Raw genomic sequence first — 25,021 nt, 5'->3', positions numbered from 1 at the left:
AGAAAAACAGAATAATCTAATGAATCACAAAATAAATAGCCCATTTTTCATAAAATTACACAATTTTGTTAATCGGCAGAGCTTTTTGATTTTCTTTGATTAGTGATCATTGGGTACCTCTCTTTTTTTAGGACCGTATCTGCCTTCTTCATTATTGAACCGTTTATCATTTCATTGTCCCTTGAAACTTCTCCTTCACTCCCATATTCTTCAGTTGCGGCACACGTTTACCATCACGCACGAATCTCGTAATGAACAACCTACGCTCATCGTTGAGCTTCAGGACGGCGAATTTTCTGGGTATGGCGAAGCCACCGAAACTACTTATTACGGTGTGTATATGCACACCATGATTGCCCAGCTCGAAGCTGTTCGCTCACGCATTGAACAGTATCCGGGCGGTACTCCCGAGGAATTTTACGAATTCATTGAGCCGCACTTACGCGATGAACATCCCTTTGCCTTATGTGCTCTGGACGTAGCTTATAATGATTTATACGCCAAAAAAGCGGGTAAAAAATTGTACGAAGTCTGGGGACTGGAGCCTTCCAAGAATCCAATTACGGATTATACCATTGGCATGGACACCCTTGAAAAAATGGTCGAAAAAATGAAGGAAATGCCTTTTCCTTTGTATAAGATTAAACTAGGCACGAAACAAGACATTCAAATTATCCAGGAATTACGAAAACATACCGATGCCGTTTTCCGGGTTGATGCCAACACGGCCTGGGATGTAGAAGAAACCATCCAGAATTCCATAGCTCTAAAAGAACTTGGAGTTGAATTCATCGAACAGCCCATGAAGGCCACCAATTGGGAAGGCATGAAGAAAGTCTACGCGGAGTCGGCATTACCTCTCATCGCGGATGAAAGCTGCATCGTAGAAGCCGACGTGGCCCGTTGTTATGGCTTCTTTCACGGAATTAACATCAAGCTGATGAAATGCGGCGGCCTTACCCCCGCTCGTCGGATGATTGCCCACGCCCGTAAGCTGGGTCTGAAAGTTATGGTGGGCTGCATGACCGAATCCAACATTGGCTGTTCAGCCATCGCTCAGTTATTACCGCTGCTCGATTACGTGGATATGGACGGTATTTTACTGGTAGAAGACCACATTTCCAGCGGTGTTACCATCGACTACGGAAAAGTAATTTACGCCGAAGAAAACGGAACCGGAGCCAAGTTATTAAGCTAAATGTCAACGTTTTACACTTCATGTATTCCAGATCGAACCCTGGTTATTGATCAGAAAGAATACCTCTGGTGCAGCGGGACTTCGTACCTGGGCATGAGTAAAAATCCAGTATTCATTCAGCGGGTAATGGAGGGCATGCAGCAGGTGGGTATTAATTGGGGTAGTTCGCGAAGTAATACCCTCCGATTATCGATATACGAAGAGGCGGAAGCTGCTCTGGCTCAATGGTTTGGCGTGGCGGATACCTTAACCGTTTCATCGGGTATGCTGGCGGGACAATTGGCACTCAAATGGCTGGTTTTTCAAAACCCTCAGGTTCCCATTTTCTATGCCCCTAACGTTCACCCTGCCCTGAGACTGGAAGGGTTTACGCCCGCTGTCGAAGATTACGAAAACTGGTTTGCCGAGCTTCCCAGACGATTGGAGGCAACGGCTTCGGAAGAATCGTGGTCGTTACCGATTCCGTGGGTTCTCCCCATACTGCTGCCGTTCCTTTTGACTGGCTGCATCGGTTACCCCCCTCGAAGAAAATCACCGTAGTTATTGACGACTCGCACGGACTGGGCGTTTTGGGAGCCAACGGAAAAGGCATTCATGAGTTAATCAACCCTCCAGCGAGCCTTGAGTTACTTATCACGGCTTCGCTCAATAAAGCCATGAGTGTGCCAGCGGGACTCATTATGGGTTCTCAGGCCATCCTGAATTCCATGCGTCAGTTTTCCATGTTTAGCGGAGCCAGTCCGGCGAATCCGGCGTACTTGTGGGCCTTAACCCAGGCACTACCCGATTATCAGTCAGCCCATCAAAAGCTCCTATTGCGGGTTGAACAATTCGTGGAAGCATTAGGGGAAGCCATTCATCTGTTTCACTGGATCGAAAAGTATCCAGCCTTCACGACAGATCGTCCGGGATTACACGAGTATTTACGGCACCAGGGAATATTAACGGCTTGTTTCCCCTACCCCGGCCCCAACGATCCGGCTATTACCCGACTGGTTATTACCCCTTTACACACGCTCGAAGACCTCAGGCACATTGCTCAGGCTTGTCGGCAGTTTGCCCAGAACTCATAGATGGCATTATCTTTAAATTTACGTCCGTTTCTAGTCTAACCGATACGAATGAAATCACTATTAACCCTGAGTTTCTGCCTGCTGGTTGGATCGGCAATGGCTCAGCATGTATCCATGAAAGAAATCATTACTCAGGTTCAGAAAACCTACGCTCCCGATAAACGCACCGTTATCTTTGAGGCTGAAGTATCAGAGGACGATAAATTAACGGGCAAAACCAGCAGTGCTGTAGCTCACGAAGCGTTGGTAGAGAAACTAAAAGCCGTTCAACCGAGTCTGGTGGACGAAATGCAGGTATTACCCAACGCCGCTGTGGGCGAGAAAACGCAGGCCATTGTCAATGTGTCGGTCTGCAACATCCGCTCCGCCCCCAAGCATTCGGCGGAGTTAGCCACGCAGGCATTACTCGGCACACCACTGAACGTATACGAAAAAGAAGGAAGCTGGCTACGGGTGCAAACGCCCGATGCATACATTTCCTGGGTAGATCAGGGGGCCATTTTTCTGGCTACGCCTGCAGAGGTTGAAAACTGGCAGAAAGCCCGCAAACTTATTTACCTGACGCCTTACGGTTTCAGCTACGCTGAGGCCAACGCCGATGGATCAACCATCTCCGACATCGTTGCGGGCGATTTAGTGGCTTACAAAGGCGAAAAAGGAGCTTTTTATGAGGTCGCTTACCCTGATGGTCGAAAAGCCTTTATTCGCAAAGCCGATGCCCGTTTCTACGAGGAATGGTTGTCTTCCGTTCAGATATCCGAATCCTCGCTGGTAAGTACCTCTAAAAAACTCATGGGTTTGCCCTACCTCTGGGGTGGCACGTCCTTCAAAGGCGTGGATTGCAGTGGCTTTACCAAAACCGTTTATTTCCTCAACGGTGTCCAGTTGCCCCGTGATGCTTCACAACAGGTAAATTCAGGAGAATTGGTGGATACGACCAAGGACTGGTCGAAGCTTCGGCCCGGAGATTTATTATTTTTTGGGAAAGTCAATGAGGACGGTACGGAGAAAGTCGTTCACGTAGCCATGTGGATCGGAAACAATCAGTTTATTCATTCCTCGAATTTTGTCATGGTAAATAGCATCGATCCTTCGGCTGACCATTATGATGAGTTCAATGTAGGACGTTACCTCCGAACCAAGCGAATCATTAATCATTATACCAACGCCCTGAAATTCAGCAAGAAGTAAAATATTTTTAAAAACCTTTGAGCATAAACTTGACAAAGGGGGCTTCTATTGCTACTTTTGCACTCCCAATCACGCCGCTGGCAGAAAGGGAAATAGGTTGCGTAGCTCAATTGGATAGAGCATCTGACTACGGATCAGAAGGTTTGGGGTTCGAATCCCTACGCGACCACCACCTGAATTTTAGGCATTACAAAAGACATAAGTACCGGTTGCGTAGCTCAATTGGATAGAGCATCTGACTACGGATCAGAAGGTTTGGGGTTCGAATCCCTACGCGACCACTACCGGAAAGTTTCTTAGAAATTTGAAGGTTCTGATTACGGTCCGTTCGTCTAGGGGTTAGGACGTATCCCTTTCACGGATAAAACACGGGTTCGATTCCCGTACGGACTACGAAAAGCTTTGCTTGCAAACGCTGTGAACAAGAACAGGCTAGAAACTAGATTTCTAGCCTGTTCTTGTTTTATAATCTATTGACTACCGCAGCGGCGGCCGCTAAAAACGATCAACTGCTTAGCACCTTAATGCCCATCCCCCAGAATAAACTCATCAGCATCACTTACATCACCTTCCACAATATTTTTACGGTTATAAAATTCATCAGGATTATAAACTTTGTCCCCTATTCTTATTTTTTTGACTCTACTTATATTTCCTTTTGCAATATTTTTTTCCCGAATTCCTGAATTCTTCATTGCATTCACTTTTTCAGCCAGTACCTCGAAAAAGCTTTCATCCTGAATTAGTTTCAACAACTTCTCTTCGGTTTTTACCTCTGTTTCTGCTTCTTCAGGTTGTTTTTCGAGTTCAGGCACATCTTCCAAAAGGTACGGTTTAATCCAGTTCCAGAAGCCCGTTACTAATTCTTCTTTTGCGGTGTCCGCAGCCTTGCTCTGAGCGGCTCCTTTCAGAATATACCCGAAGGCCGCAGAAACTATTACACTAATGGGTTCCATTCGTATGGTTGTTTGATTCAGATAATTCCTTTATAGCCCTATAATTCTCAGCAGCCGTCTTAATAAATGGGTTCCATTCGTATGGTTGTTTGATTCAGATGATTCCTTTATAGCCCTATAATTCTCAGCAGCCGTCTCAATATAAGGATGGCCTTCTGGTAAGCAGTCAATAAAAATACATAGAGCGTTAGAGGAATACATTAAGGCCTGTACGTAATACCCCAAATCTTTCAATACCAGGGCTAAATTCGAATAACTTCTTGCCGTACTCGGGTGTCTTTTCCCATAATTCAACTCTGCCAACTCTACCGCTTGCTCCAGCAACACCCGGGCCTCTTCATACGCTCCCAACTCTTGTAACACCAGAGCTAAATTCGAATAACTGATGGCCGTACTCGGGTGTGTTTTCCCATAATTCAACTCATCCAACTCTACCGCTTGCTCCAGCAACACCCGGGCCTGTTCATACGCTCCCAAATCTTGTAACACCACAGCCAAATTATTTTGCAGATTTGACAAGGAAATACTGCCTGTTTCCTTGAATAACTCCACCAACAGCGTACCAAACGGAATCCACTTGAATTTGTCAACCGGGTTATCTCGTGTGTCATCAATACTCAGCTTTTTTGTTATGTTTTCCAATAATGGCTGAACCCGCTCTTCCTCAAATGACACCTGCTTTTTCACCACACCCGCTACCACCCGGTGCATCTTATACCCATCCAATTCTCCATCCTGAAGCAACCAGCCTTTCTTACTTAGAAAGTCCAGCGTTTCGGAAAATTCGGCGGCATACTCACTGGTCTCATTGATTAATAGTTCTTCCAATAACGCATAACTATGATACTCTGCCGGTAAACACACAAACTGCGTCAATAGCCAACGCTCGCCCTCGCTTAGTGAACTAATCCCGAATAACGCCTCCAGGTACGTGCCCACCTTCTCTATCGACTGCATCTGGCTGTGAGCCGTTTTTACATTTGCCCGCATATTCTGCTCAATGGCGATCTTCAACGTCGCCAGATCATACCGCTGGACCTGAGCAGTTCTGGCCAGTAGCTCAATCGTCAGCGTATGATAATCAACCAACACTACTAACTCGCTTATTTCCTCCTCACTGAGTTTCTGACGGGTATAATGTTTTCGAAACAGAGCAATGGCTTCCGTTTCACTTAGAAATCCAATCGGTTTTACATGCACTCCTTCAATCTCTTCCCGAGACGTTATCAATACATGCCAGTTAGGCTGGCCCGGAAGCATATGTACATATTCGGAAAAAGATTGCTCCGCATTATCAACCACCAGCAGATTAGGTCGCTCCGGGATGGCTTTGAGCTTTCGTAAGGTCTCCCTAATCAACGTTTCAGCATTTACTTGATCCGTCTCAATGGCCAGATTTCTGAGTAAATCTGCCTCATTGATTAAATCCACCCCGAAAGAATCAGAAGTTTGAGTTATCCAGGCTATATGCTGATAGTCTTCATAGAACTTACTTAGATATACCTGTGCTAAGGTCGTTTTGCCAACCCCTCCCAGTCCATTTACTAGCACCACTTTCCTGGTTTGATGTAGAAGTCGATGCAATTCCTGTAAATCTTCCCCACGCCCAATGATTTCATCCTCCTGAATTCGGGGGATTCTGCTCGTTAGCTCTTTGGGGATAGAGGGTACAGGAGTGTAGTGGATATGAATAACATCTCCAATTGTTACTGTTTGTACATTAGATACACTTCCTTTTAAAATATTTTTTTCGGCAGCTATCTGATGTAAGGCAACCTCAAAGAGGGCAACTCTTTGTTCAGTATCTACAACCTGTAATAAGCTATCTAATTGAAAACGCGATAGCTTACGAAGCTGCTCAAGTGCGAGAGTATCATTAGAAGGGTCTATGGAAATCAACTCACCCTTATCATTCTCAAGTACAATAAAGCCGTTTGATTCTATGCGAATAGTGTTTACAGGCGGCATAGGTAAGTAAAGAATGTTAAGGGTTAATACCCTCTTAATTTAGCTGAATTTTGTTTAGAAAAAAATTTATATACCTGAATTTAGAGGGCACTTCCTAACCATAAATAAAAAACATATCTTATTTTAACCTCTTTCATTAAAAACTAACCTTGAATTGAGAAAATTGATATATACTTATTAATAAACAGACAATTATGATAGTCGTCAATTAATCCCAGCACGGACTACTGGCAAGCCTGATACTGAAAAGTGTCAGGCTTTTTTGTTTATTGTGATATAAACAAAAAATCCCCGGCGTTTAAACCAGGGATTTTTTTGTTTAGCCGCGACGACGATTTCCCTCCCAACGATCCCGATCTTTACGAGAATCGTGGCGATCCTCTTTTCGATCTTTTCGATCATCCCAGCGGTTTTTTGAATCTCTGCCATCACGAATGGCGACCTGATCATGGCGACCTTTATAAAAGGCGTATTGCTTGCGGTATTTGGCGTGGTTTAAATAAGGTCTTGCTTCATTAATAACCACTTTATGTCCGCTGTATAAATCATAGGCACGATAACGAGCCGGAAGTGTATGTGCGGTTACCCAACGATTGCCGTCCTGATAAGTCCATTGCTTTTGAGGAATGTTATAATAAACGTCAATGTCAGGCAAGTAATAGCTCTGAGCGTACGAATACCCCGTTGGTCCCCAGGCGGGCTGACTTCCCAGATTTACATTGACATTTACCTGAGCAGCACTATCCTGTACAAGAAAGGCTCCTGCCATCAGTCCGAATACTAAAATGAGTTTTTTCATGGCTTTTCAAATTTTCGACTTCCTACCTGTAAAGGTGCTTTGCCGTTTGGTTCGTAACAAAGGTGAGGGATGAGTGAATGTCATGAAAAAAGAACTTACCCAAAACCAGCTTTTAGACGCTGAATAGGGCATTTTAGCTACTGAAGTGCCCTAATGAATCATTCCAATAACAGGCACTTCCTTACCTTTACTGCGTAAAAGCGTCTCTTAAATTCATTTCTATGAAACTGGAAAGAATCAAAATCAATCAAACCGAATTTGCTGAAATCATTTCAGATGATCTGATTATTACTACTCTGGAAGAGGCCACCGATCTACTGGGAAACATCTATTACCAGGGCTTCGATAAAGTTATTATTCATGCCCAAAATATAACTCCTGCATTTTTTGACTTAAAAACGAAACTGGCCGGAGAAATACTTCAGAAATTTTCAACCTATCGTGTTCAACTGATTATTATCGGCGATTTCGGTGCGTATGAAAGTAAAAGTTTAAAAGACTTTATGTTCGAAAGTAACAAAGGCAAACACGTTAATTTTTTAGAATCGAAAGAAAAACTAGCCGACGCTTTTTGACGAAAGCATAAACGATAAAGCCGCTATTGATTTCGTCAATAGCGGCTTTATCAGCTTTTCTATCAATATTACTTAATTCCTCCAGATCGAATGCGATTGGCTGCTGCTTTCAAATAGTTTGCAGGGATTCTTCCTCCCGAATTAATCGGCAAATAAACAGCTACGCATCCTTGGTTTGAGACATTCGTAACTCCTACTCCTACTGTATTCGTAATGGAAAAAACATTGTAAGTCAATCCTTGATCTTGTATATTACCAAGATAACTATATCGTTCATCATAATAGGTTTGGGCTTGTAGTAATGTAACACTTGGCATGTAGAACAAATATGATTCGCTATAGGCAGCATTATCAAAGTAATACCTAACCCCGTTGATTGAATTATTTTCCCCTTGATAATCTAAGGTACTGTCTGTCTCTGCTACTAACGTACGTTTTTCATAACTCTTCACCACCGTTTTACTTCCGCCTAAACTAAAAGAAGGCTCAGTTCCAAAACTATAATAAGGTACTACCGTCACTTTACTTTCAATGATTCCACCACCGTTTTTAGCCGTTGCGGTAACGGTGGTTTCTCCGATTCGACTAGCAGTAAATTCACCCGAAGCACTGACTTGGCCAATGGTTGTATTACTGGAAGCCCAGGTATAATCGTTTGCGTTCAGCGTATTACTGCCCTGGGTTAATACAAACTGATGTTGCTCATCATAATTCAGCTCCAGTGTAGCTGCGTCGATATTAACCGGAGCACTTTCTTTTTTCGAGCAAGCCATTGACACCCACACCAGGGCTATAACCAGAAGTAATTGTTTCATATCAGATGATTTAAAAGTAGAGAGTACGTATATAAACCTTTGGAAAACAGTAATGTTTAAGCCGATTTTATTGAGCACCACGTTGATTGGTTAATAGCAGGATTTGAGGAAACGTTTCCTTTCCCTGCAACGTGAGCGTAGTAAAATCCAGCATATTAGATACGTGCGAACCCAGCAGAATATCCAGATCGCCATCCTGATCGTAATCGGCGACTTCCATCACTAACCATTTTCCACTGACGGCTTCGGGCGTTGTATAGGCTTTTACCTGCATATTTCCTTCGTTTTCGAGGTAGATGAACCCTTTTTCAGGACTATTGAGCAAATCTGGAAAAAAAGAAATAGCGGCTATATCCAGATCTCCGTCACCATCAAAATCGGCTGCAATGGCCTGATTGGCTCCGTACAGAGGATAAAATAAGGCTTCCTTAAAATTATTTTTTCCGTCATTCAAATACACCCGAACGCCGTGGTAAGCTTTCAGGATATTGGTGTAATCCCAGTTATCACCATTGGTTATTAATAGGTCATCAAACCCATCCTGATTATAATCAACAACCTGCATCGAACTGGTGCCATAAACAGGTGGAAAGCGTAGCTTTTCCCGCTCCAGAAAGTGTCCATTCCCCTGATTTTCATACAAAAAAATTCCTTCCTGAGCCTGTTCCATTAATACCATGATATCTGGTCTACCGTCCTCATTGAAATCTTTCACTACCGCAGTTCGGGCTCCGGGTAAGGCTCGAAGTACGTGCTCCTGGGAGTGGGATTCTCGGTAACTTTCAATCCATAACAATTTTCCCAGATTATGGCCAAAGCCACAGACCACTACGTCTTTTTTACCGTCCTGATTTAAATCACATTCTACAAAATCAACGGGTCTGGGCAGTGAATGCAATTGTACTTCGATCTTATCATCAGCATTAATTTTCAATAAGTTACCTATGGAAAGATCCGAAGGATTGAGTGTTCCAGTGGTTAATACCTGCACGTCTTCCTCCTTACTTACCCGCATGGCCGACGCCGGACTGTCCAGGCTTATGACTCGCTCTACCTCAAAATTGGATTTCAGAATCGTTACTTGCTTCTGTCGATCCGCTAAATAGAAACGCGAGGAAAGCGTATCGTAATGCAAGAGTGTGGTTTGAGGCAAGTGTTCGTCTTGCCAAGAAATTTCCTTTACCTCAAAAAGCGGAAGGTTCTTTTGAGCCGTTGGTACTTTCAGGGGTTGAAGCGTACGTTCGGGAGCGGCATTCACATAATAGTTAACGATGCTCGCCATTCCGCTTTGGTTAAAAGGGCCTTTTCGGGATAAATCCCGGCTTCCTGCAATCGCTGCTTTTCTTCGGCAAATAACCCGTGGTAAGGGTTGATATGAGATTTGATTCCCAGGCGTAACCCCATGTACGGCAGTACACCCTTCGCCCAAGTCTGTTTGTCGAGTAACTCTGGTTCGGGGAAAAGGTGGCAACTCTGGCAGTATTTTTCCGCTAGATACCGACCACTCGTATCTGTCACAGCTCTTTCAGGCGAGTCTTCCGTCGTAAGAACTAAATGATTGCTCGTGAAAATAAAGGCGAAAGCGGCCACACTGGCGGACAGATGAAAAAGGGAAGGCATACATTTCAATAATTCATTAGCTCTGACAAGGTAGGTTAAATGTAGGCTAATGGTTATTGGCTCATCCCTAGAAGGGACGTTCTCCTCAATTTCGGCCACTAAAGTTGCTCTAATTTCGACTTACCGATAAACGTCATGGCTTCAGTTCAAATCTGAAGTATCCTGACGAGGTTCAGGCAGAATTAGAGAATCTGACTCGTTGTACGTAGGACTAGTAGGTTCGCCCGTGGCTCCAGTGGTAGGAGCAGCCGTTTCGGGATTTCTAATCTCGGGGAATCCCTGATTTTTTACTTCTTGTTTTTCTTGAGGAGAAAAGTCGCAGGCGTTTAATAGAAAGAATAATCCAGCAAAAGCAAGCGTTCTGATTTTCATGTCTGATGAATGTATTAAAATTTGGGGTGTACCTAGCAGGATTTAACCGAAAAAAAACATTCCATAATTTACTAATTGTTCATGCTTTTTTGCATGACTTTTCAATCACTGCCAGCACTAACTCAGTGCTATGAAATCCATCATCTTGAGACAAGTAATAGGTACCGGCGGAAAGCTGGTAGTGGCATAGCCTCCCTTTTGCCTTAGATTTATCTTCACGGCACAAGTAGTTGCCACCAGCGAAAAAGCTGGTCGGGCCACGTTGGTAGGTAGCGGAATGGCATCCTTATTACTTCGACATAAACTGGATGTATTTTCCACACTATGCCCTTGTAATCCTAAGCGGCTTAGCTATCGGACTTTTCAATGGATCGCTCAACTGAGCCAGTCTGATTAATTGGGTAATACTGATTAATACATTACATCATTCAACAAAGCTATTATTCATTACCCTCCTACTGCCAAACCATGTTAGATACAGCCATATTATAGAACCATATTCATATAAAACTGGATAATAACTAGTCATTTTTATGTATACGTATATAGTTCCCCGGTTGAGGCAGGTGCTTATCCACTTATACTGTCTGAAAAAAGATGGCTGCGGTACGTTACTTTCTTCTACCTCTACGTCATGCAGGGGATTCCTGCGGGTTTTGCTTTGTATGCATTAGCCAATTACCTGACTGCTTTGGGCTTGAACCCGGCTATCGCATCGGGGTTAATAATCTGGGCAAAGGTGGATCCAGCTTTGAATTAGTATATAGAATAGGGTTGGTAGTTTATGCCCGCTACTCAGGCTTCAAAAAGTCTGCACGTGTAGATCAGTAGCCATTGCATACATTGGATAGCAATAGTGCTTCCACTCCCTTATTTCAACATTTCTGACCAAGAAAAATAGACTATAGTTATTGTACAAATATTCAATTAATCCTATCATATATATATTTACTACTAAAAATATGTCCTATTTCTGCTACTTAACTTACTCTTCACTAGTTAATGTGAAGTAATTATTCCACATATCGAGAACGCTTCGTCTCATTAGGTAGTTGTATTACGAATGGCCCGATATTTTAAAAAATTTTATTAGTACAAGTAGAACTAAGTATTAACGAATACTTGCAAAACTTGTTACCCTCAAACATTGGCGGATGTTTGGGGGTTTCTTTTTTTATTTTCCTAACTGATTATACCTGCTCATTCCAAGTACTACGTTATACCCATGATTCCATACGGTTACCAAAATCTGGTGGTCTGATATTTTATGATAATCAAAGTGGGTCAATCGTTAGTTTTTTTCTTTATATTTATCTCAATAACAACACTATTCAGCCTACTACCCACCCTTGAGATAAAGAGAAACGTATATATTCAATCAATCAAGGTTTCCGCCAAAATCTTAAGATGAAACGAATCTACTCTTTCCCTTCCCTGATCTGCCTCGCATTACTGACGCTAATTTATGCGTGTGCCAATCCTTTTAAGGATATCGATTTTCAGTTTAAAGATCCGCGTACTGAAGCTACCGTTTTACTCCAGTACGCCAACGCCAATGCCTCCTCAGCGGAGAAAATTCCCAGCAATTTGAAAATTGCTATCGTTGGAGACGATGCCGAACGCATCAGAAACCTGACGGGTGGCAAAGTGATCAGGCCCAGCTCGGAAGGGTTGTTAGGGTTGTCTATTGATCCCAATCACCTGCCAACTACCCAGGATCCGGTAAAACTTTCTGTACTGGCCGAGGCTGAAGGCTACTTAAGTAAGCTGACCCGGATTAACATGTCCGATAATACCAACATTCGCCAAACGGTTCAACTTATTGATATCAATCAGCCTCCTTTCGGTGTATCAGCCACGCAGCAAACGTATACGGGTCGTTCTATTACCCTGCAAACGCCTGATTTAACAGGAACCGGAACGAAAGCACGATGGGCATTACCGGATAATCTGGAGTTAAAGACTTTGGCAGGTAACGACCTGACGGGTGAAGTTAATGCGGCTCTTTATTATATTAATCCCACCCAGGCCAACACGTATTTACCTGGTCATACGCAAACCATTTATAATGCTGTTGACGAAAGTGATCGCAAACTTTCGGCTTTCCTTTTTCAAAGCCTGGCTTATTTCCAATTAGATGCTTTTACCACGGGCGGCCAGGTTATTCAGGGGTCAACGGGTAATGCCGAAGTGACCGTTGAATTAATAGGGAATCAGCGTTTGCTAAACGGTCAGTTGGTGAAAGAAGGAGATGTAGTTCCTTTCTGGCGTTATGACCTGAATCGCAACATTTGGGTTCGTCAAAATACGCTTCGCATTCAGAAAGATGCTTCCACTAATAAGCTCTTCATCAAAACTCAGGTTTCCAATTTTAGCTATTACGCACTGGCTGAAACACAGCCTGTTTGTGAAGTAGGGCCGACTTTCCAGTTTCAGACCAACCTGAAAAACGTTGATATTCTTTACTATGCGAAACTGATAGATGTAGCAACCAACCAACCCGTGCTGGAAACCTATCTGGACCTCAACAATGGTTCGAAGCGTTCGTTCTCTGGATTGGTTCAGAAAACCGTTCGTCTTCAGGTTTTCCGAGCGAATAACTACTACGGCGGCGACATGACGACACCGATCTACACCTCGGCTCCTGTGGATCTGTGTGATGGCCGGACAATTGTTGCTCCGATAAGTTTCGAAACGCCTCCAACCACTTTAAGTGTCGAATTGGTGGTGAAGTGTCCTGCTGGTAAACAAGTAGATGAATCCAAACTTCCTGCTAATCTCTACGTTCAATATCAGGTGGTAGGCACCGATACCTGGCGTGACCTGATTACTTTAACACGTACCGTTCGGCAAGTAGCCTCCAACAAACTGGAAATAGGCAAACGCTACCGGTTCCGGGCTACTCCTAACCCTGCCATCGGCTGGCCATTAACCCAGCGAGATACCTTATTAAAGGTGACATTTTACCGCTTGAATATTGAATCTGATAATTTCTGTAAGTAACCTTTCCCAAGCAAAAAGCTCGACTCAATGATTTGAGTCGAGGCTTTTTGCTTGAATTAAAAATTTATTTTTGAATGGTTTGGCCGTCCCGAACTTCCTCTGAGGCTTTTTTAACCAATACGTCTCCCGCCTTTACGTCTCCAAAAACTTCGATCAGACTATCCAGCGTATTACCCGTATCTACCGTTACCCACTGAGCTTTATCGCCATTTAAACGAATAACAAATACTTTTTCGGATGAAGTAACGACCGAACTTTTAGGTACGAATAAGGTCGCCTGCGAACGCTCGACGGGTAATTTCACCTGAGCATACATGCCCGCTTTGAGTTCTCCTTTGGCATTGGGAATGTCAAATTCAGCCATCATTGAACGTTTGTCCTGTTGCAGGCTTTCGGCACTCCGGGCCAGTGAGCCTTTGAAAATCCGCTCAGGAATGGCGTTTACCATAAACTCTACTGGACTTTTCTTAGATAACTGATTCGCGTATGCTTCGGGAATGGCTACGGTTAGCCGTAGCGTTCGGGTATCCTCCAGCACGAGCAAAGGTTTTCCGGCATCGCCCGCTCCCACCAACGCTCCCGGACTGATATTCCGTTCGATAATCACGCCATCGAACGGAGCGGTAATCGTTAGGTATTGCTTTAAATCCTGTTTGCTGCGAAGATTGGCTTTGGCGGCTTGAACGCTTTCCTGAGCCACCATCACCAGAGCACTATCGGCATCCATCTTCGACTGAGCCTGATCGATTTCATTGAGCGAAACGGCCCCTTCCACTCGATTGGTTTCAACCAGACGCCGATAGGTAAGGCGGCTGGCCCGGTATTTCGATTGCTGCTGGATGAGATTTGCCTGTTGAGCCTGCACCTGAGCCTGAGCCTGGTTGACTTCCGAGAGTACTTCGGGGGCGTCAAGCTGAACCAACACCTGTCCTTTTCGAACCCAGGTACCCCGATCTACCTTGACCTGGCTGGCAAAGCCTTTCACTTTCGCGTAAAGATTCACCCGATTCCAGGGTAATAGTTCACCCGGCAGGGTTACGTTCTTACTCGGCTGCATTTCCCGAACTTCGGTCATTTCCAGTTTTACGGGTGCCGCCGCTTTCATTTCCGTTTTTTTATTCTCGCTACCTGCGGGTGTGCAGGCATATAAGCTGGCTATGGCGGGAAGAATTAGCCAATAATTCATGCGTTTCATGCGATTTCCTCCTGAGCTTGAAGTTTATAATATTTGCTTTCGGGATCTTCAGGATCCAGTGATACCGACTGTAAAGAAGCTTTTGCCTGCACCTGCGTGAACACGCAAGGGAGAATTAAGAGAGCGGCCAGCGTCGAGGCAACCAAGCCCCCTATCACGGCCTGACCAAGTGGGGCAATCTGATCGCCGCCTTCACCCAGACCCGAGGCCATGGGTAACATACCCGCCACCATGGCAATACTGGTCATCAGGATGGGACGAATCCGGCTACCCGCCGCCAGAATAACGGCCCGGCGGGCATTACCCAGGGATATCCGCAAATTCTCCGCATTGGTTACCATCAGAATGGCGTTGGCTACGGATACGCCGACGGACATAATCAATCCCATGTACGATTGCAAATTGAGCGTGGCCCCACAGACCAGCAACATGACTAACGCACCTGCTACTACCGCCGGTACTGCTGATAGAATGACCAGGGATAACTTCAGCGACTGATAATTAGCACTGAGTAATAAGAAGATAATCACAATGGCTACCATCAAACCCGTTTGCAACCCCGACAACGTGTCGGTTAATAACTGAGTTTGGCCTTTCATTTCCACGATGACCCCACGAGGCGGCTCGCCTGCGTCTTTAATGGCTTGTTGTACCGCTTTCTGAGCCGTCCCCAAATCAATGTTCTGGAGGTTGGCGTTAATGGTTACCAGTCGGTTAGGCCCCGCCCGGTCGTATTCACCCGGAGCCGTTTCTTCGGTAAAGTGAGCCACATCTGATAAGACCGGATGCATTTCTCCTGACCGCAGCGGAATATTTCCAATCTCATTCGCCGAAGTCATCAAATACTCTGGAATCTGCACCTGCACCTGGTAAGCCAGCCCTTTCGAATCATCGAGCCAGAGGTTTTTATCGGTAAAACGGCTTGATGAAGTGGCCGCCACCATCGAACGGGCTACCTGCGAAGAGGTTACGCCCAATTGTCCGGCCCGCTCGCGATCCATCGTTACTTTCAACACCGGATATTCCAGCGGCTGGGCAATTTGCACATCCCGCAGGAAATCAATTTTCTGCATGTTGGCCTTGATCAGATTTGCGAAACGTCCGGCCTCTTTCAGGTCTTTCGCTGCCACGCTTACCTCAATTGGTGTAGCCGACCCCTGGCTCATCATTTTATCCGTCAGCTCAATGGGTTCGAAAGAGATTCGTGCGTTGGGTAACTCTTTGGCAATTCTCCGACGCAGTTCTTCCTTCAGGTTATCCATTTTTACGTGATAATCTTCTTTCAGAGAAACCTGCATTACAGCTTCGTGCGGGCCACTATTAAAGACGAAAATATTAGAAGTACCGTAACTCGAAGGCACCGTTCCTACATAAGCCGAGGAAATTTCGAGGTTCTCGGGACCGACGGCTTCCTTAATAAGGTCCAGCACTTTCAGCGTTGCCGTTTCGGTTCGTTCCACCCGTGTTCCATCGGGCACCCGCAATCGCATCTGGAACTGATGGCTATTCCCATGCGGTAGGATGTCCGTTCCTAACCATTGAAAGCACAGCACAATCAACGCAATACTTCCAATCAAATAAACGGGAACTACCCACTTGCGGCGTTGCACCAGCTTTTCCAGAAAACGGCTATAGCGATGCTTGAAGCGATCAAAGCCGCTTTCAGGAACGGGTGGATGCAGGTCTTCTTCTATAACCGAGTGCATTTCCCGACTGTCCAGGGCCATCGTTGGAGCTTCGTGTTCAGGATGGGATTTCAATAACCAATTAGAAAGCACCGGAACCAGCGTTTGTGACAATAAAAAGGAAGCGATCATTGCGAAACCCACGGAAAGCGACAAGGGCAAGAACATGGACTTCGGTACGCCCGTCATCACAAAGGCGGGGGCAAATACGGCCAGAATAGCTAACAGAATCAGGAATTCCGGGAAAACGATTTCCTTACATGCGTCCCAAATCGCTTCGGCTTTGGGTTTCCCCATTTCCAGATGCTGGTGGATATTCTCAATGGTAACGGTGGCCTGATCGACCAGAATCCCCACGGCCAAAGCTAATCCGGAAAGCGTCATGGTGTTAATGGACTGCCCGAACAGATTCAGCATCATCACCGCAATCATGACTGAGATGGGAATCGTTAATACTACAATGATTACACTTCGCCAATCTCGCAGGAAGAGTAATACCATCAAACCCGTTAGCAAAGCCCCCAGCACCCCTTCGGTAACCAGACTTTTCAAAGCATTGGTTACGTAAACGGACTGATCGAATTCATAGGAAATCTTTACGTCTTCGGGTACGGATTTCTGAATTTCGGGTAAAGCATTTTTCAGGTTGGTAACGACTTGAAGCGTCGAAGCATCCGATTTTTTAACGACCGGAATGTATACCGCCCGACGACCATTGACGAGGGCATAACTCACCGTTACGTCTGCTCCGTCTTCCACCGTACCGATGTCCCGCATAAAAACCGTAGGGCCAGAGCCTGTGCGAATGGGAATATTCAGAAAGTCTTCGGGCTTCTTCACCAGCGAGTTTACGGGCGTCATTACGGCCTTGTCTCCTACCCGGATGTTACCTGCGGGCGAAGGCTGGTTATTACTCACAATGGATTTAATAACCTCTTCAGGCGTTAATTGATAGCTTTGGATTTTCTTAGGATCCACACGAACGACGATGGTACGCTGGTTACCCCCAAACGGCGGCGGACTTGATACGCCTTCAATCCGCGAGAACATCGGACGCACCCGTGAAGAAGCATAATCCTGAATTTCATTCAGCGAACGGGTTTCGCTTTCAAACACCAGCTGCCCCACCGGAACAGAACTGGCATCAAAACGAACGACCTGTGGCGGTACGGTGCCTTCGGGCATGTAGGCTTTCGCCCTCGACACGTTATTGGCAACCTCTGCCGCTGCCTGTGCCATGTCCGTGCCGGGATAAAACTGAAGCTTAATGAGGGATAAACCCTGAATGGTTTTCACGTCTACATCCTTAATACCGGACACGTAGAGAAAGTGATCCTGGTAACGGGTGGCAATAAAGCCGTCCATCTGGTCGGGGGCCATCCCCCCGTAGGGTTGCACCACATAAATGGTCGGCAAGTCCAGGTCAGGAAAAATGTCGACAGGAATGGTACGAAGCGAGAGTACTGAAAAAAACAGTAGCCCCACCACCGCCACCACAATTGCCACAGGCTTTCGTAAAGCAGATCTGATGAGTTGATGCATAGCTTGTTTCGCGTTTTGAGTTTGGGGTTTTGAGTTTCGAGCGGTTGCCATTAGGGTTTTGAGTTATTACTTGGCTGACTTCCAACTCAAAACCCCAAACTCAAAACATCCAAACTCATTTTACTTGATTTAGGAAGAGAGAGAGGTCTCCTTCGGCGGCGGCGATGCGTAGCAGGGAACGCCAGGCGTTGCTGTTGGCTACGTACGCGTCGACTTCAGCCCGATTAAGGGTCAGGAAGCTCTGGAGAACCGTGGGTAAATCCGCAAGCCCGTTTTTGTAGCGAGCCTGTGCCTGATGATACGCCTGACGAGCAGCCTGCAACTGTACCGGAGCCTGACGGGCCTGTTCCATCGCGACGTTAAACTGCGTTTCTGATTCTCGCGTCAGTCGTTGTAGGCGGTTATTCTGTTCTTGGTATAAATGCTGAAACCGTTCCGTTTGGGCTACATCACTCCGGTATTCCCGCTTGATTCGCAAGGCATTGGTTAGATTCCAGCGGGCCGAAACGCCAAAGAGGTAGTTACCAACCTGATATTTTATCCCATTCGACACATCCGTTCGGTATACATCGCCGTTGTTCTGAACCCCCGAACCTCTGGCCCAACCTGCTCCCACCAGCGAAATAGTAGGCCATAACGAACGATGCGTCGCAATGCTGCGGGCCGTGGCCCAGTCTACCTGGCTCCTCTGAAAACGTAAGGCAGGATGATTTAAGAATAGGCTGTCACTAGCGGAAGGTGAAGCGGGTAAGCTGGTATAAAAACGAAGGCTATCGATCTGAAGATGATCTTCAACCAGACCCGTTAATTCAGAAAGCTGGAGGCGTTGAACCTGTTCCCGCTGTTGACTTTCAAGTAATAAAATCCGGGCTCGGGAAGCCTCGGCTGTGGCCAGGGAGCTATCTACGCCCGGACGCATGCCGGAACGGACCCCAGCGTCCACAATTTGCTTGAACGTGAGAGCCCGATCAAGGTTGCGTCGCTGAATGTCAACGAGTTTCTGATTAATCAGCAAAGCCAGATACGCATCCGATACGCGAATCTGATGCTGGAAGATTTCGTTCTGATAATCCTCTTGAGCACGGGTCACTTCGGCATCGGCGGCCCGAATGCTGGCCTTCACGCGACCAAAGTTGATGAGCCGCCATTCGGCTACTGCCGTTGTAAAACTGCCGAAGACCCCTTCATAATTATTTTCAGGCCGAACGCCACCGGAAATAGCGACGTTGGTTCCTTCGGTATTAAAAACCGAACCGGTAATGCTGTTATTCGTGGCGTAATTATACTGATGCTGAACCGTCAGAATAGGTAACCGTTCGGTTAGAGCCGCCGATTTTCGCTGCTGAGCACTCTCCATCTCTGATTGCTTGGATTTCAGAAACGGAAACTGCTTTACACTGCGGTCTAATACCTGCGAGAGCGTTTGCACCTGAGCCGAAACGGGCAGGGTGCCCATCAATACATAAAGAATGAACCTAGGCTTTCGTTTGAAAAGAAAACTTCGGGCACGGAATAATTGGAGAGGAAGACCATTCATACGCAAACATCGACGTTTTAACTGCTCGGTCGACGTGTACAAAGCAAATGGCCAATTCTGGAAACATTTTGGAATGCATTACCTGAGGTATTCCAAATTTTTAAATTGTTATTTATGGATTAACATTACTTAAATGCCGTATGTACTTTCCGAAAGTGCTTTCTCATCTTCAGGTAAGCTCCTTCGCTTCGCTCAGGATGACAGCTTGACCTCATAAAAAGAAAACCTCCCGGCAGTAACTGCCGGGAGGTTTTCTTCTAGGATACTATTTATAAAAATCTAGCTAACTTTTTCCACGCCCATAATCACCGCCAGTTTGTCAACAACGGTATCAATTTCTTCTTTCGTTGTGTACTTGGAGAAAGAGAACCGGGCGGACGGACGCGAAGGATCGGCTTTCAACGCTCTCAATACATGAGAACCTACGTCTGACCCACTGCTACAGGCAGAACCGCCCGACGCAGAAATACCTTCAATGTCGAGATTGAATAACAACATCTCACTATCGGCAGTCGGTGGGAAGCTTACATTCAGCACCGTATATAAACTTTGCTCTGACGTTTCAGGGTCACCATTAAAGCCAATCTCGGGAATCGCCTCTTTCAAACGGTCCATCATATGAGTTTTTAGTCCCTGAATGTGCTGTTGGTGCTCGGCCATTTCAGCGTAAGCAATTTCCAGAGCTTTCGCCAGCCCTACAATCCCATACACGTTTTCGGTACCGCCCCGCATGTTGCGTTCCTGAGCCCCACCGTGAATGAAGGGAGGAATTTTAGTTCCTGCCTGCATATAAAGGAATCCTACCCCTTTAGGACCGTGGAATTTATGAGCCGCTCCAACAATGAAATTAGTTTTCAACTGCTGAAGATCATGCTTGTAATGGCCCATCGTCTGTACGGTATCAGAATGGAACAGAGCCTTATACTCCGTTGCCAGTTGCCCTACCCGATCCAGATCCAGTAAGTTACCAATTTCGTTATTCCCATGCATTAAGGAAATCAGACTCGGCTCGTTTGTTTTTAGTAATTCTTCCAGATGAGCGTAGTCCACATATCCCTTCGAATCCAGTTCCACAAGAGATACTTTCGCCAGCCCTTCCTTTTCCAGATGTTCGGCTGTGTGCAGAACGGCGTGGTGTTCGAGGGGCGAGGTAATGATATGTCTGATGCCTTTGGAAAGTACCGTATTCCGAATCGCAGTATTATCGGCTTCGGTACCGCCAGAGGTAAAGAAAATCTCAGAAGGAGACGTATTCAGTAATTCCGCTACTTTCTTACGGGCTTTCTCAATGGCCGAACGAACCACCCGTCCATGACCGTGAATAGACGAGGGATTTCCAAACTGTTCCCGCATCAGGGGTAACATTTCTTCCAGAACCACCGGATCCAGCGGAGTGGTGGCTGCATTATCAAGATAAATTCTTTTCATAGATGGGGATGCCTGCTAAAGCATGATGTAACCTGCCGGATTAGGTTGGTTAACAGAACCACAAATATAATATGAGCAACTAGTAATGCCTTGATTTTATTACAAGTCTATGGTAAGCATCTCCTGTGGTATAAACTACCAGTAACCCTAAGAATTAATTCGTATATAAATATACGTCAGCGAATTATGGTATAAAATTTGGCATATGGATCAATTACCAAATAGTTTGTAAGTAATCTATTCCTGAATGGCTGCCAGGCTTATAGATTGTTTTACCGTAGGGCTTTAATCCTTTTATAAAGTTTTCTTCTTCCTAACTTAGTATTTCCCAGTTAATTCATTAAAAATTGAAATTTAGGGTTCTAGAGGATACATCCATTATAAAAAAAATACAACAGTATATCTTATGCAAACTTAACGATTATTTAACATTCACTAAATTGTTCTTTTTCAATACCAAAGTGGCTAATTGTTACAGATCAGAACATTATTAAAAATATTTAAAGTGTACATATCAAATTAAGACTTGAAAAAAGACAAATTCCTATGTTTATTTGTGTCAAATTTTTCTTTCCACTCACTACTAAAAGTTCAATTTAAACTAAATTCCAAATTTCATGATGAGGAAGTTTTTACCTTTATCTGGAGTCTTAGGAGTTGCTCTGATGCTGATGTTCATCATCACTGGCAATCAATCCTATGCTCAGGTTACTACTTCGGCTATTAATGGCCGCGTAACAGACACCAAAGGCGAAAATTTACCTGGTGCCACCGTGATCGTTATTCACGAACCATCAGGAACCCGCTATGGTACCACCACTAACTCCGAAGGCCTTTACAACTTGCCCACTATTCGGGTAGGTGGTCCTTACAAAGTGACGGTATCATTTATCGGTTATGCTGAACAAACGGCTACCAATATTTTCGCTAACCTGGGTGCTGCGGCAACCGTCAACATTCAGTTGTCTGACGGAGGTACGCAATTAACTGAAGTAACTATCCAGGGAACCCGCGATGGCTTCACGGGTCAGCGTACGGGTGCAGCTACCTCTTTTAATGCTCGTCAAATCCTTACACTTCCTACCGTAAGCCGTGACATCTCGGACATTACCCGTCTGACTCCCCAGTCTAACGGTAACAGCTTCGGTGGCCGCGATAGTCGTTATAACAACTATCAGATTGATGGAGCCAACTTCAACAACGGTTTCGGTCTGAATGGAAACCCTCTGCCCGGTGGTGGTGGGGTCTCCATCGATGCTATCGACGAAGTTCAGGTGAACATTGCTCCTTATGACGTTCGTCAGAGCGGGTTCTCAGGGGCGGGGATCAATGCCGTAACGCGTTCAGGTACCAACACGTTCTCGGGTTCTGCTTACACATTCTGGAGAACCCAAAATCAGGTAGGCTCAAAATCAGGTAATGTTACCATTGAAAAACCTGTTTCTTCGGCTCGTACGATTGGTTTCCGCTTAGGCGGTCCTCTGGTAAAAAACAAGCTGTTCTTCTTCGTTAACGCCGAGCACATTGAAAACAAAGGTGCTGCTTCCGGTGCAGTTAACTTATGGAAAGCTTCTGAAAACGGAGCCTCCAACCCCGATCAGAATATTACTCGTGTGCGTCGTTCGGATTTGGAAGCTGTTCGTAACCACCTGATTAACCAATGGGGTTATGATCCAGGAGCCTACGAAAATTATGCAAACGATAACAGCGAAAAAACGACCTCTTTTTTGGCTCGTTTAGACTGGAACATTAGCGATAAACACAAACTGGCCATTCGTTACAACCAGGTTGAAAGCAGCACTCCTTCGCTTGTCAACGGTAACTCAGGCCCCTACCCTCGTTCCACTACAGCTAACCGGGTAAGTCAGTTATCGATGGCTTTCGCGAACACGATGTACACCCAGAAAAACATCGTTCGCTCCTTGACTGCTGAATTAAACAGCTCCATCACGAACAAGCTATCCAACCAGTTCCTGGCTACCTACAGCCGTATCCAGTCGGTACGTACGTCTCCAAGTTCTGAATTTCCAATGATTGACATTGGCGACGGAACGGGTTATCCTAACAACTATGTGAACTACATTACGGCTGGTTACGAACTGTTCACCTATGGCAATGACGTTCTGAACGATAACATCAACATCACGAACAACTTGACCTATGTAACGGGCAAGCACAACTTCACGGGTGGGGTTAGCTTCGAGTACCAAAGCTTCGGTAACCAATACCTGCGTTCTGGTACCTCTTATTACCGCTATGCTTCCGTTGCTGATTTCCTGACTACGGGAACTGCTAATGAAAAAGCTCCTATTCAATTTGCCCTGACGTATCCTTACGCGGGTCAGGATACTTATGCTCCGGCGAAATACGGCTTACCTTCCGCTTACATTCAGGACAAAATTCAGGTGAACAAAAAGCTGACTTTAACCGCCGGTCTGCGTGCGGAGTTACCCATGTTCCTGAATAAACTGACGCCAAACACCGTAGTGGACCAACTGGAATTACTAGGAACGGACGGACAGCCCCGCACCTACAGCACGGGTTCATGGCCTAAAGCCCGCGTTATGCTGTCTCCCCGTATCGGTTTCCGTTATGACGTGAAAGAAGACGGTGGCTTCGTTGTTCGTGGTGGAACGGGTATCTTTACCGGACGTGTGCCCTTCGTTTGGTTAACTAACATGCCCTCTAACTCGGGTGTGATCCAGAACACAATCGAACCTGGTAGCTACGCTGCTTCTTCAGGATGGATTAACAACATCCGTTTCCAACCTGACAAATATTACTGGCTGAATAATCCTCCGGCGGGTGGTGAAAATGTTTTCATCAAGAACCCCAATGCGGGTGTCCCCAGCAGCTTAGCTCTGGTAGACCGGAACTTCAAAATGCCACAAGTATGGAGAAGCAGTTTGGGTGCTGATTACGTAATTCCAGGAACTCCCTTCGTAATCACGGCTGACCTGATGTATACGAAAGACCTTCAGGGCGTGTACCAATTTGGAGCCAACCGCAAGGCGGCTACGCAGAAGATGGCTTACTCAGGCGACACGCGTGATTTCTATCCTAATGCAGCTTCTTACACGTATAACAATCGCCTAGGTGGTAACGCAGGTAGTGTATTAACGAACACTACGAAAGGTCACTCGTTTAATGCAACGATTGGGGTCACTCTTCGCCAGACGAAAGGCTTTTACGGATCTTTATTCTATTCACACACATCGGCTAAAACGATTTCGGACAACCCAGGATCTAACGCAAGCTCGGCCTGGGGAAGCAGCCCGAACATCAATAATCCGAACGACTTGACGCTCTACACGTCTAGCAACGCTCTGCCAAGCCGTATCGTGGGTAACCTTTCTTACCGTTTCGAATACCTGAAACACCTGGCTACTACAATCACCTTATATTACAATGGTGCCAATCGGGGCCGTTACTCATTCCAGTACAACGGTGACCTGAACGGTGATGGGATCTCAGCTGATCTGTTATACGTCCCTAACAGTGCTTCAGAGTTAAACTTTGCTACGTTCACTTCAAACGGTGTAACTTTCACCGCAGAGCAACAACGCGAAGCTTTCGATACGTACGTGAACAATGTGCAGGTATTACGTGATAGCAAAGGCGGCTATGTAAGTCGTAACGCAGGTTTACTGCCCTGGGTTAATAACTTCGATTTCCGTTTGTTACAGGATATCTTCACGAACATTGGCAAGCAGCGTCACAGCCTCCAGTTTAGCCTGGACATCATGAACGTGGGTAACCTCCTAAACAGCAACTGGGGCATCCAGCAGGAGTTAATTACCGGTTCTAACAACGTGTTAAGAAGATCAGCTGTAACTACTGCTGGTGTTCCTACATTCCAGATGAACACGGTGTCTGTAAACGGCCAGACCATGTTGCCTACCACTCCGTTCAGAAATGTTACGACGACGGCAACTACCTGGAGCATGCAATTTGGTTTACGTTACCTGTTTTAGTAGATTAGCATCATAATTTGACATTTGACCACCTCTAGAAAGACCTGACAGTTATGAATTTTTTGTTCTGTCAGGTCTTTCTATGTTTAG

General features: G+C 45.6%; 19 protein-coding genes and 3 tRNA genes. 11 read left to right on the top strand and 11 right to left on the bottom strand.

Annotated elements, in window-relative coordinates:
- Positions 1-181 precede the first annotated feature (181 nt).
- The 7 genes from BWI96_RS17630 to BWI96_RS17605 all read left to right on the top strand — a co-directional run bounded on the left by BWI96_RS17630 (position 182) and on the right by BWI96_RS17605 (position 3,855).
- Positions 182-1,198 (top strand): dipeptide epimerase, encoded by a 1,017-nt coding sequence (locus tag BWI96_RS17630; protein ID WP_106637846.1) that lies wholly within the window; start codon positions 182-184, stop codon positions 1,196-1,198.
- Positions 1,199-1,738: an aminotransferase class I/II-fold pyridoxal phosphate-dependent enzyme gene (locus BWI96_RS22995; protein ID WP_157830419.1), complete on the top strand. Its 540-nt coding sequence runs from the start codon at positions 1,199-1,201 to the stop codon at positions 1,736-1,738. It abuts the gene before it with no gap.
- A complete protein-coding gene (locus tag BWI96_RS22990) occupies positions 1,663-2,271 on the top strand; it encodes an aminotransferase class I/II-fold pyridoxal phosphate-dependent enzyme (protein ID WP_157830418.1) in 609 nt (202 codons plus the stop codon). The genes BWI96_RS22995 and BWI96_RS22990 overlap by 76 nt, the downstream gene beginning before the upstream one ends.
- 48 nt (positions 2,272-2,319) lie before the next feature.
- Positions 2,320-3,462: a C40 family peptidase gene (locus BWI96_RS17620; protein WP_106637844.1), complete on the top strand. Its 1,143-nt coding sequence runs from the start codon at positions 2,320-2,322 to the stop codon at positions 3,460-3,462.
- 95 nt (positions 3,463-3,557) lie between these two features.
- Positions 3,558-3,634, top strand: a tRNA-Arg gene (locus BWI96_RS17615).
- Positions 3,635-3,669: 35 nt separating this feature from the next.
- Positions 3,670-3,743, top strand: a tRNA-Arg gene (locus BWI96_RS17610).
- A 40-nt stretch (positions 3,744-3,783) separates the two neighbouring features.
- Positions 3,784-3,855 (top strand) — tRNA-Glu (locus tag BWI96_RS17605).
- Between the two features lie 128 nt (positions 3,856-3,983).
- On the opposite strand, the gene BWI96_RS17600 is transcribed toward BWI96_RS17605, so the two are convergent.
- The 3 genes from BWI96_RS17600 to BWI96_RS17590 form a co-directional block, all read right to left on the bottom strand.
- Complete coding sequence (locus BWI96_RS17600) at positions 3,984-4,418, bottom strand: hypothetical protein (RefSeq protein WP_106637843.1); 435 nt, start codon at positions 4,416-4,418, stop codon at positions 3,984-3,986.
- Between the two features lie 30 nt (positions 4,419-4,448).
- The gene (locus tag BWI96_RS17595; RefSeq protein WP_106637842.1) at positions 4,449-6,386 is read right to left on the bottom strand and encodes a tetratricopeptide repeat protein; all 1,938 of its coding nucleotides are present in this window, start codon (positions 6,384-6,386) and stop codon (positions 4,449-4,451) included.
- Between the two features lie 319 nt (positions 6,387-6,705).
- Entirely contained in the window at positions 6,706-7,185 is a 480-nt protein-coding gene (locus tag BWI96_RS17590; RefSeq protein ID WP_106637841.1) for a hypothetical protein, read from the bottom strand.
- Positions 7,186-7,406: 221 nt separating this feature from the next.
- Between BWI96_RS17590 and BWI96_RS17585 the strand changes: the two genes are divergently transcribed.
- Positions 7,407-7,760: a DUF4180 domain-containing protein gene (locus BWI96_RS17585; RefSeq protein WP_106637840.1), complete on the top strand. Its 354-nt coding sequence runs from the start codon at positions 7,407-7,409 to the stop codon at positions 7,758-7,760.
- Between the two features lie 68 nt (positions 7,761-7,828).
- Here BWI96_RS17585 and BWI96_RS17580 read toward each other — a convergent pair whose 3' ends face one another.
- From BWI96_RS17580 to BWI96_RS17565, 4 genes are all read right to left on the bottom strand, one after another.
- Positions 7,829-8,575 carry an Ig-like domain-containing protein gene (locus BWI96_RS17580; RefSeq protein WP_106637839.1) on the bottom strand — a complete coding sequence of 249 codons (747 nt, stop codon included), beginning with the start codon at positions 8,573-8,575 and terminating at the stop codon, positions 7,829-7,831.
- 67 nt (positions 8,576-8,642) lie between these two features.
- Positions 8,643-9,857 carry a VCBS repeat-containing protein gene (locus BWI96_RS17575; RefSeq protein WP_106637838.1) on the bottom strand — a complete coding sequence of 405 codons (1,215 nt, stop codon included), beginning with the start codon at positions 9,855-9,857 and terminating at the stop codon, positions 8,643-8,645.
- Positions 9,830-10,195 carry a hypothetical protein gene (locus BWI96_RS17570; protein ID WP_106637837.1) on the bottom strand — a complete coding sequence of 122 codons (366 nt, stop codon included), beginning with the start codon at positions 10,193-10,195 and terminating at the stop codon, positions 9,830-9,832. Before BWI96_RS17570 ends, BWI96_RS17575 begins: the two co-directional genes overlap by 28 nt.
- Before the next feature lie 141 nt (positions 10,196-10,336).
- The gene (locus BWI96_RS17565; RefSeq protein ID WP_106637836.1) at positions 10,337-10,567 is read right to left on the bottom strand and encodes a hypothetical protein; all 231 of its coding nucleotides are present in this window, start codon (positions 10,565-10,567) and stop codon (positions 10,337-10,339) included.
- A 634-nt stretch (positions 10,568-11,201) separates the two neighbouring features.
- Between BWI96_RS17565 and BWI96_RS22985 the strand changes: the two genes are divergently transcribed.
- A complete protein-coding gene (locus BWI96_RS22985) occupies positions 11,202-11,327 on the top strand; it encodes a hypothetical protein (RefSeq protein ID WP_255400708.1) in 126 nt (41 codons plus the stop codon).
- Positions 11,328-11,974: 647 nt separating this feature from the next.
- Positions 11,975-13,570 carry a hypothetical protein gene (locus BWI96_RS17560; RefSeq protein WP_106637835.1) on the top strand — a complete coding sequence of 532 codons (1,596 nt, stop codon included), beginning with the start codon at positions 11,975-11,977 and terminating at the stop codon, positions 13,568-13,570.
- Between the two features lie 64 nt (positions 13,571-13,634).
- On the opposite strand, the gene BWI96_RS17555 is transcribed toward BWI96_RS17560, so the two are convergent.
- The 4 genes from BWI96_RS17555 to BWI96_RS17540 form a co-directional block, all read right to left on the bottom strand.
- Entirely contained in the window at positions 13,635-14,756 is a 1,122-nt protein-coding gene (locus BWI96_RS17555; RefSeq protein ID WP_106637884.1) for an efflux RND transporter periplasmic adaptor subunit, read from the bottom strand.
- A gap of 5 nt (positions 14,757-14,761) precedes the next feature.
- Positions 14,762-17,992: an efflux RND transporter permease subunit gene (locus BWI96_RS17550; RefSeq protein WP_106637883.1), complete on the bottom strand. Its 3,231-nt coding sequence runs from the start codon at positions 17,990-17,992 to the stop codon at positions 14,762-14,764.
- Positions 17,993-18,107: 115 nt separating this feature from the next.
- The gene (locus tag BWI96_RS17545) at positions 18,108-19,529 is read right to left on the bottom strand and encodes a TolC family protein (protein ID WP_232793787.1); all 1,422 of its coding nucleotides are present in this window, start codon (positions 19,527-19,529) and stop codon (positions 18,108-18,110) included.
- A gap of 279 nt (positions 19,530-19,808) precedes the next feature.
- Positions 19,809-20,957: a cysteine desulfurase family protein gene (locus tag BWI96_RS17540; protein ID WP_106637833.1), complete on the bottom strand. Its 1,149-nt coding sequence runs from the start codon at positions 20,955-20,957 to the stop codon at positions 19,809-19,811.
- Positions 20,958-21,574: 617 nt separating this feature from the next.
- On the opposite strand from BWI96_RS17540, the gene BWI96_RS17535 reads away from it, so the two are divergent.
- Positions 21,575-24,931, top strand: a complete 3,357-nt coding sequence (locus tag BWI96_RS17535) for a TonB-dependent receptor (protein WP_309707983.1) — start codon at positions 21,575-21,577, stop codon at positions 24,929-24,931.
- The last annotated feature ends 90 nt before the right edge of the window (positions 24,932-25,021 follow it).

Source organism: Siphonobacter sp. SORGH_AS_0500 (assembly GCF_002838835.1).
GTDB lineage: Bacteria > Bacteroidota > Bacteroidia > Cytophagales > Spirosomataceae > Siphonobacter.
This window is presented reverse-complemented; position numbering and strand designations above follow the sequence as displayed.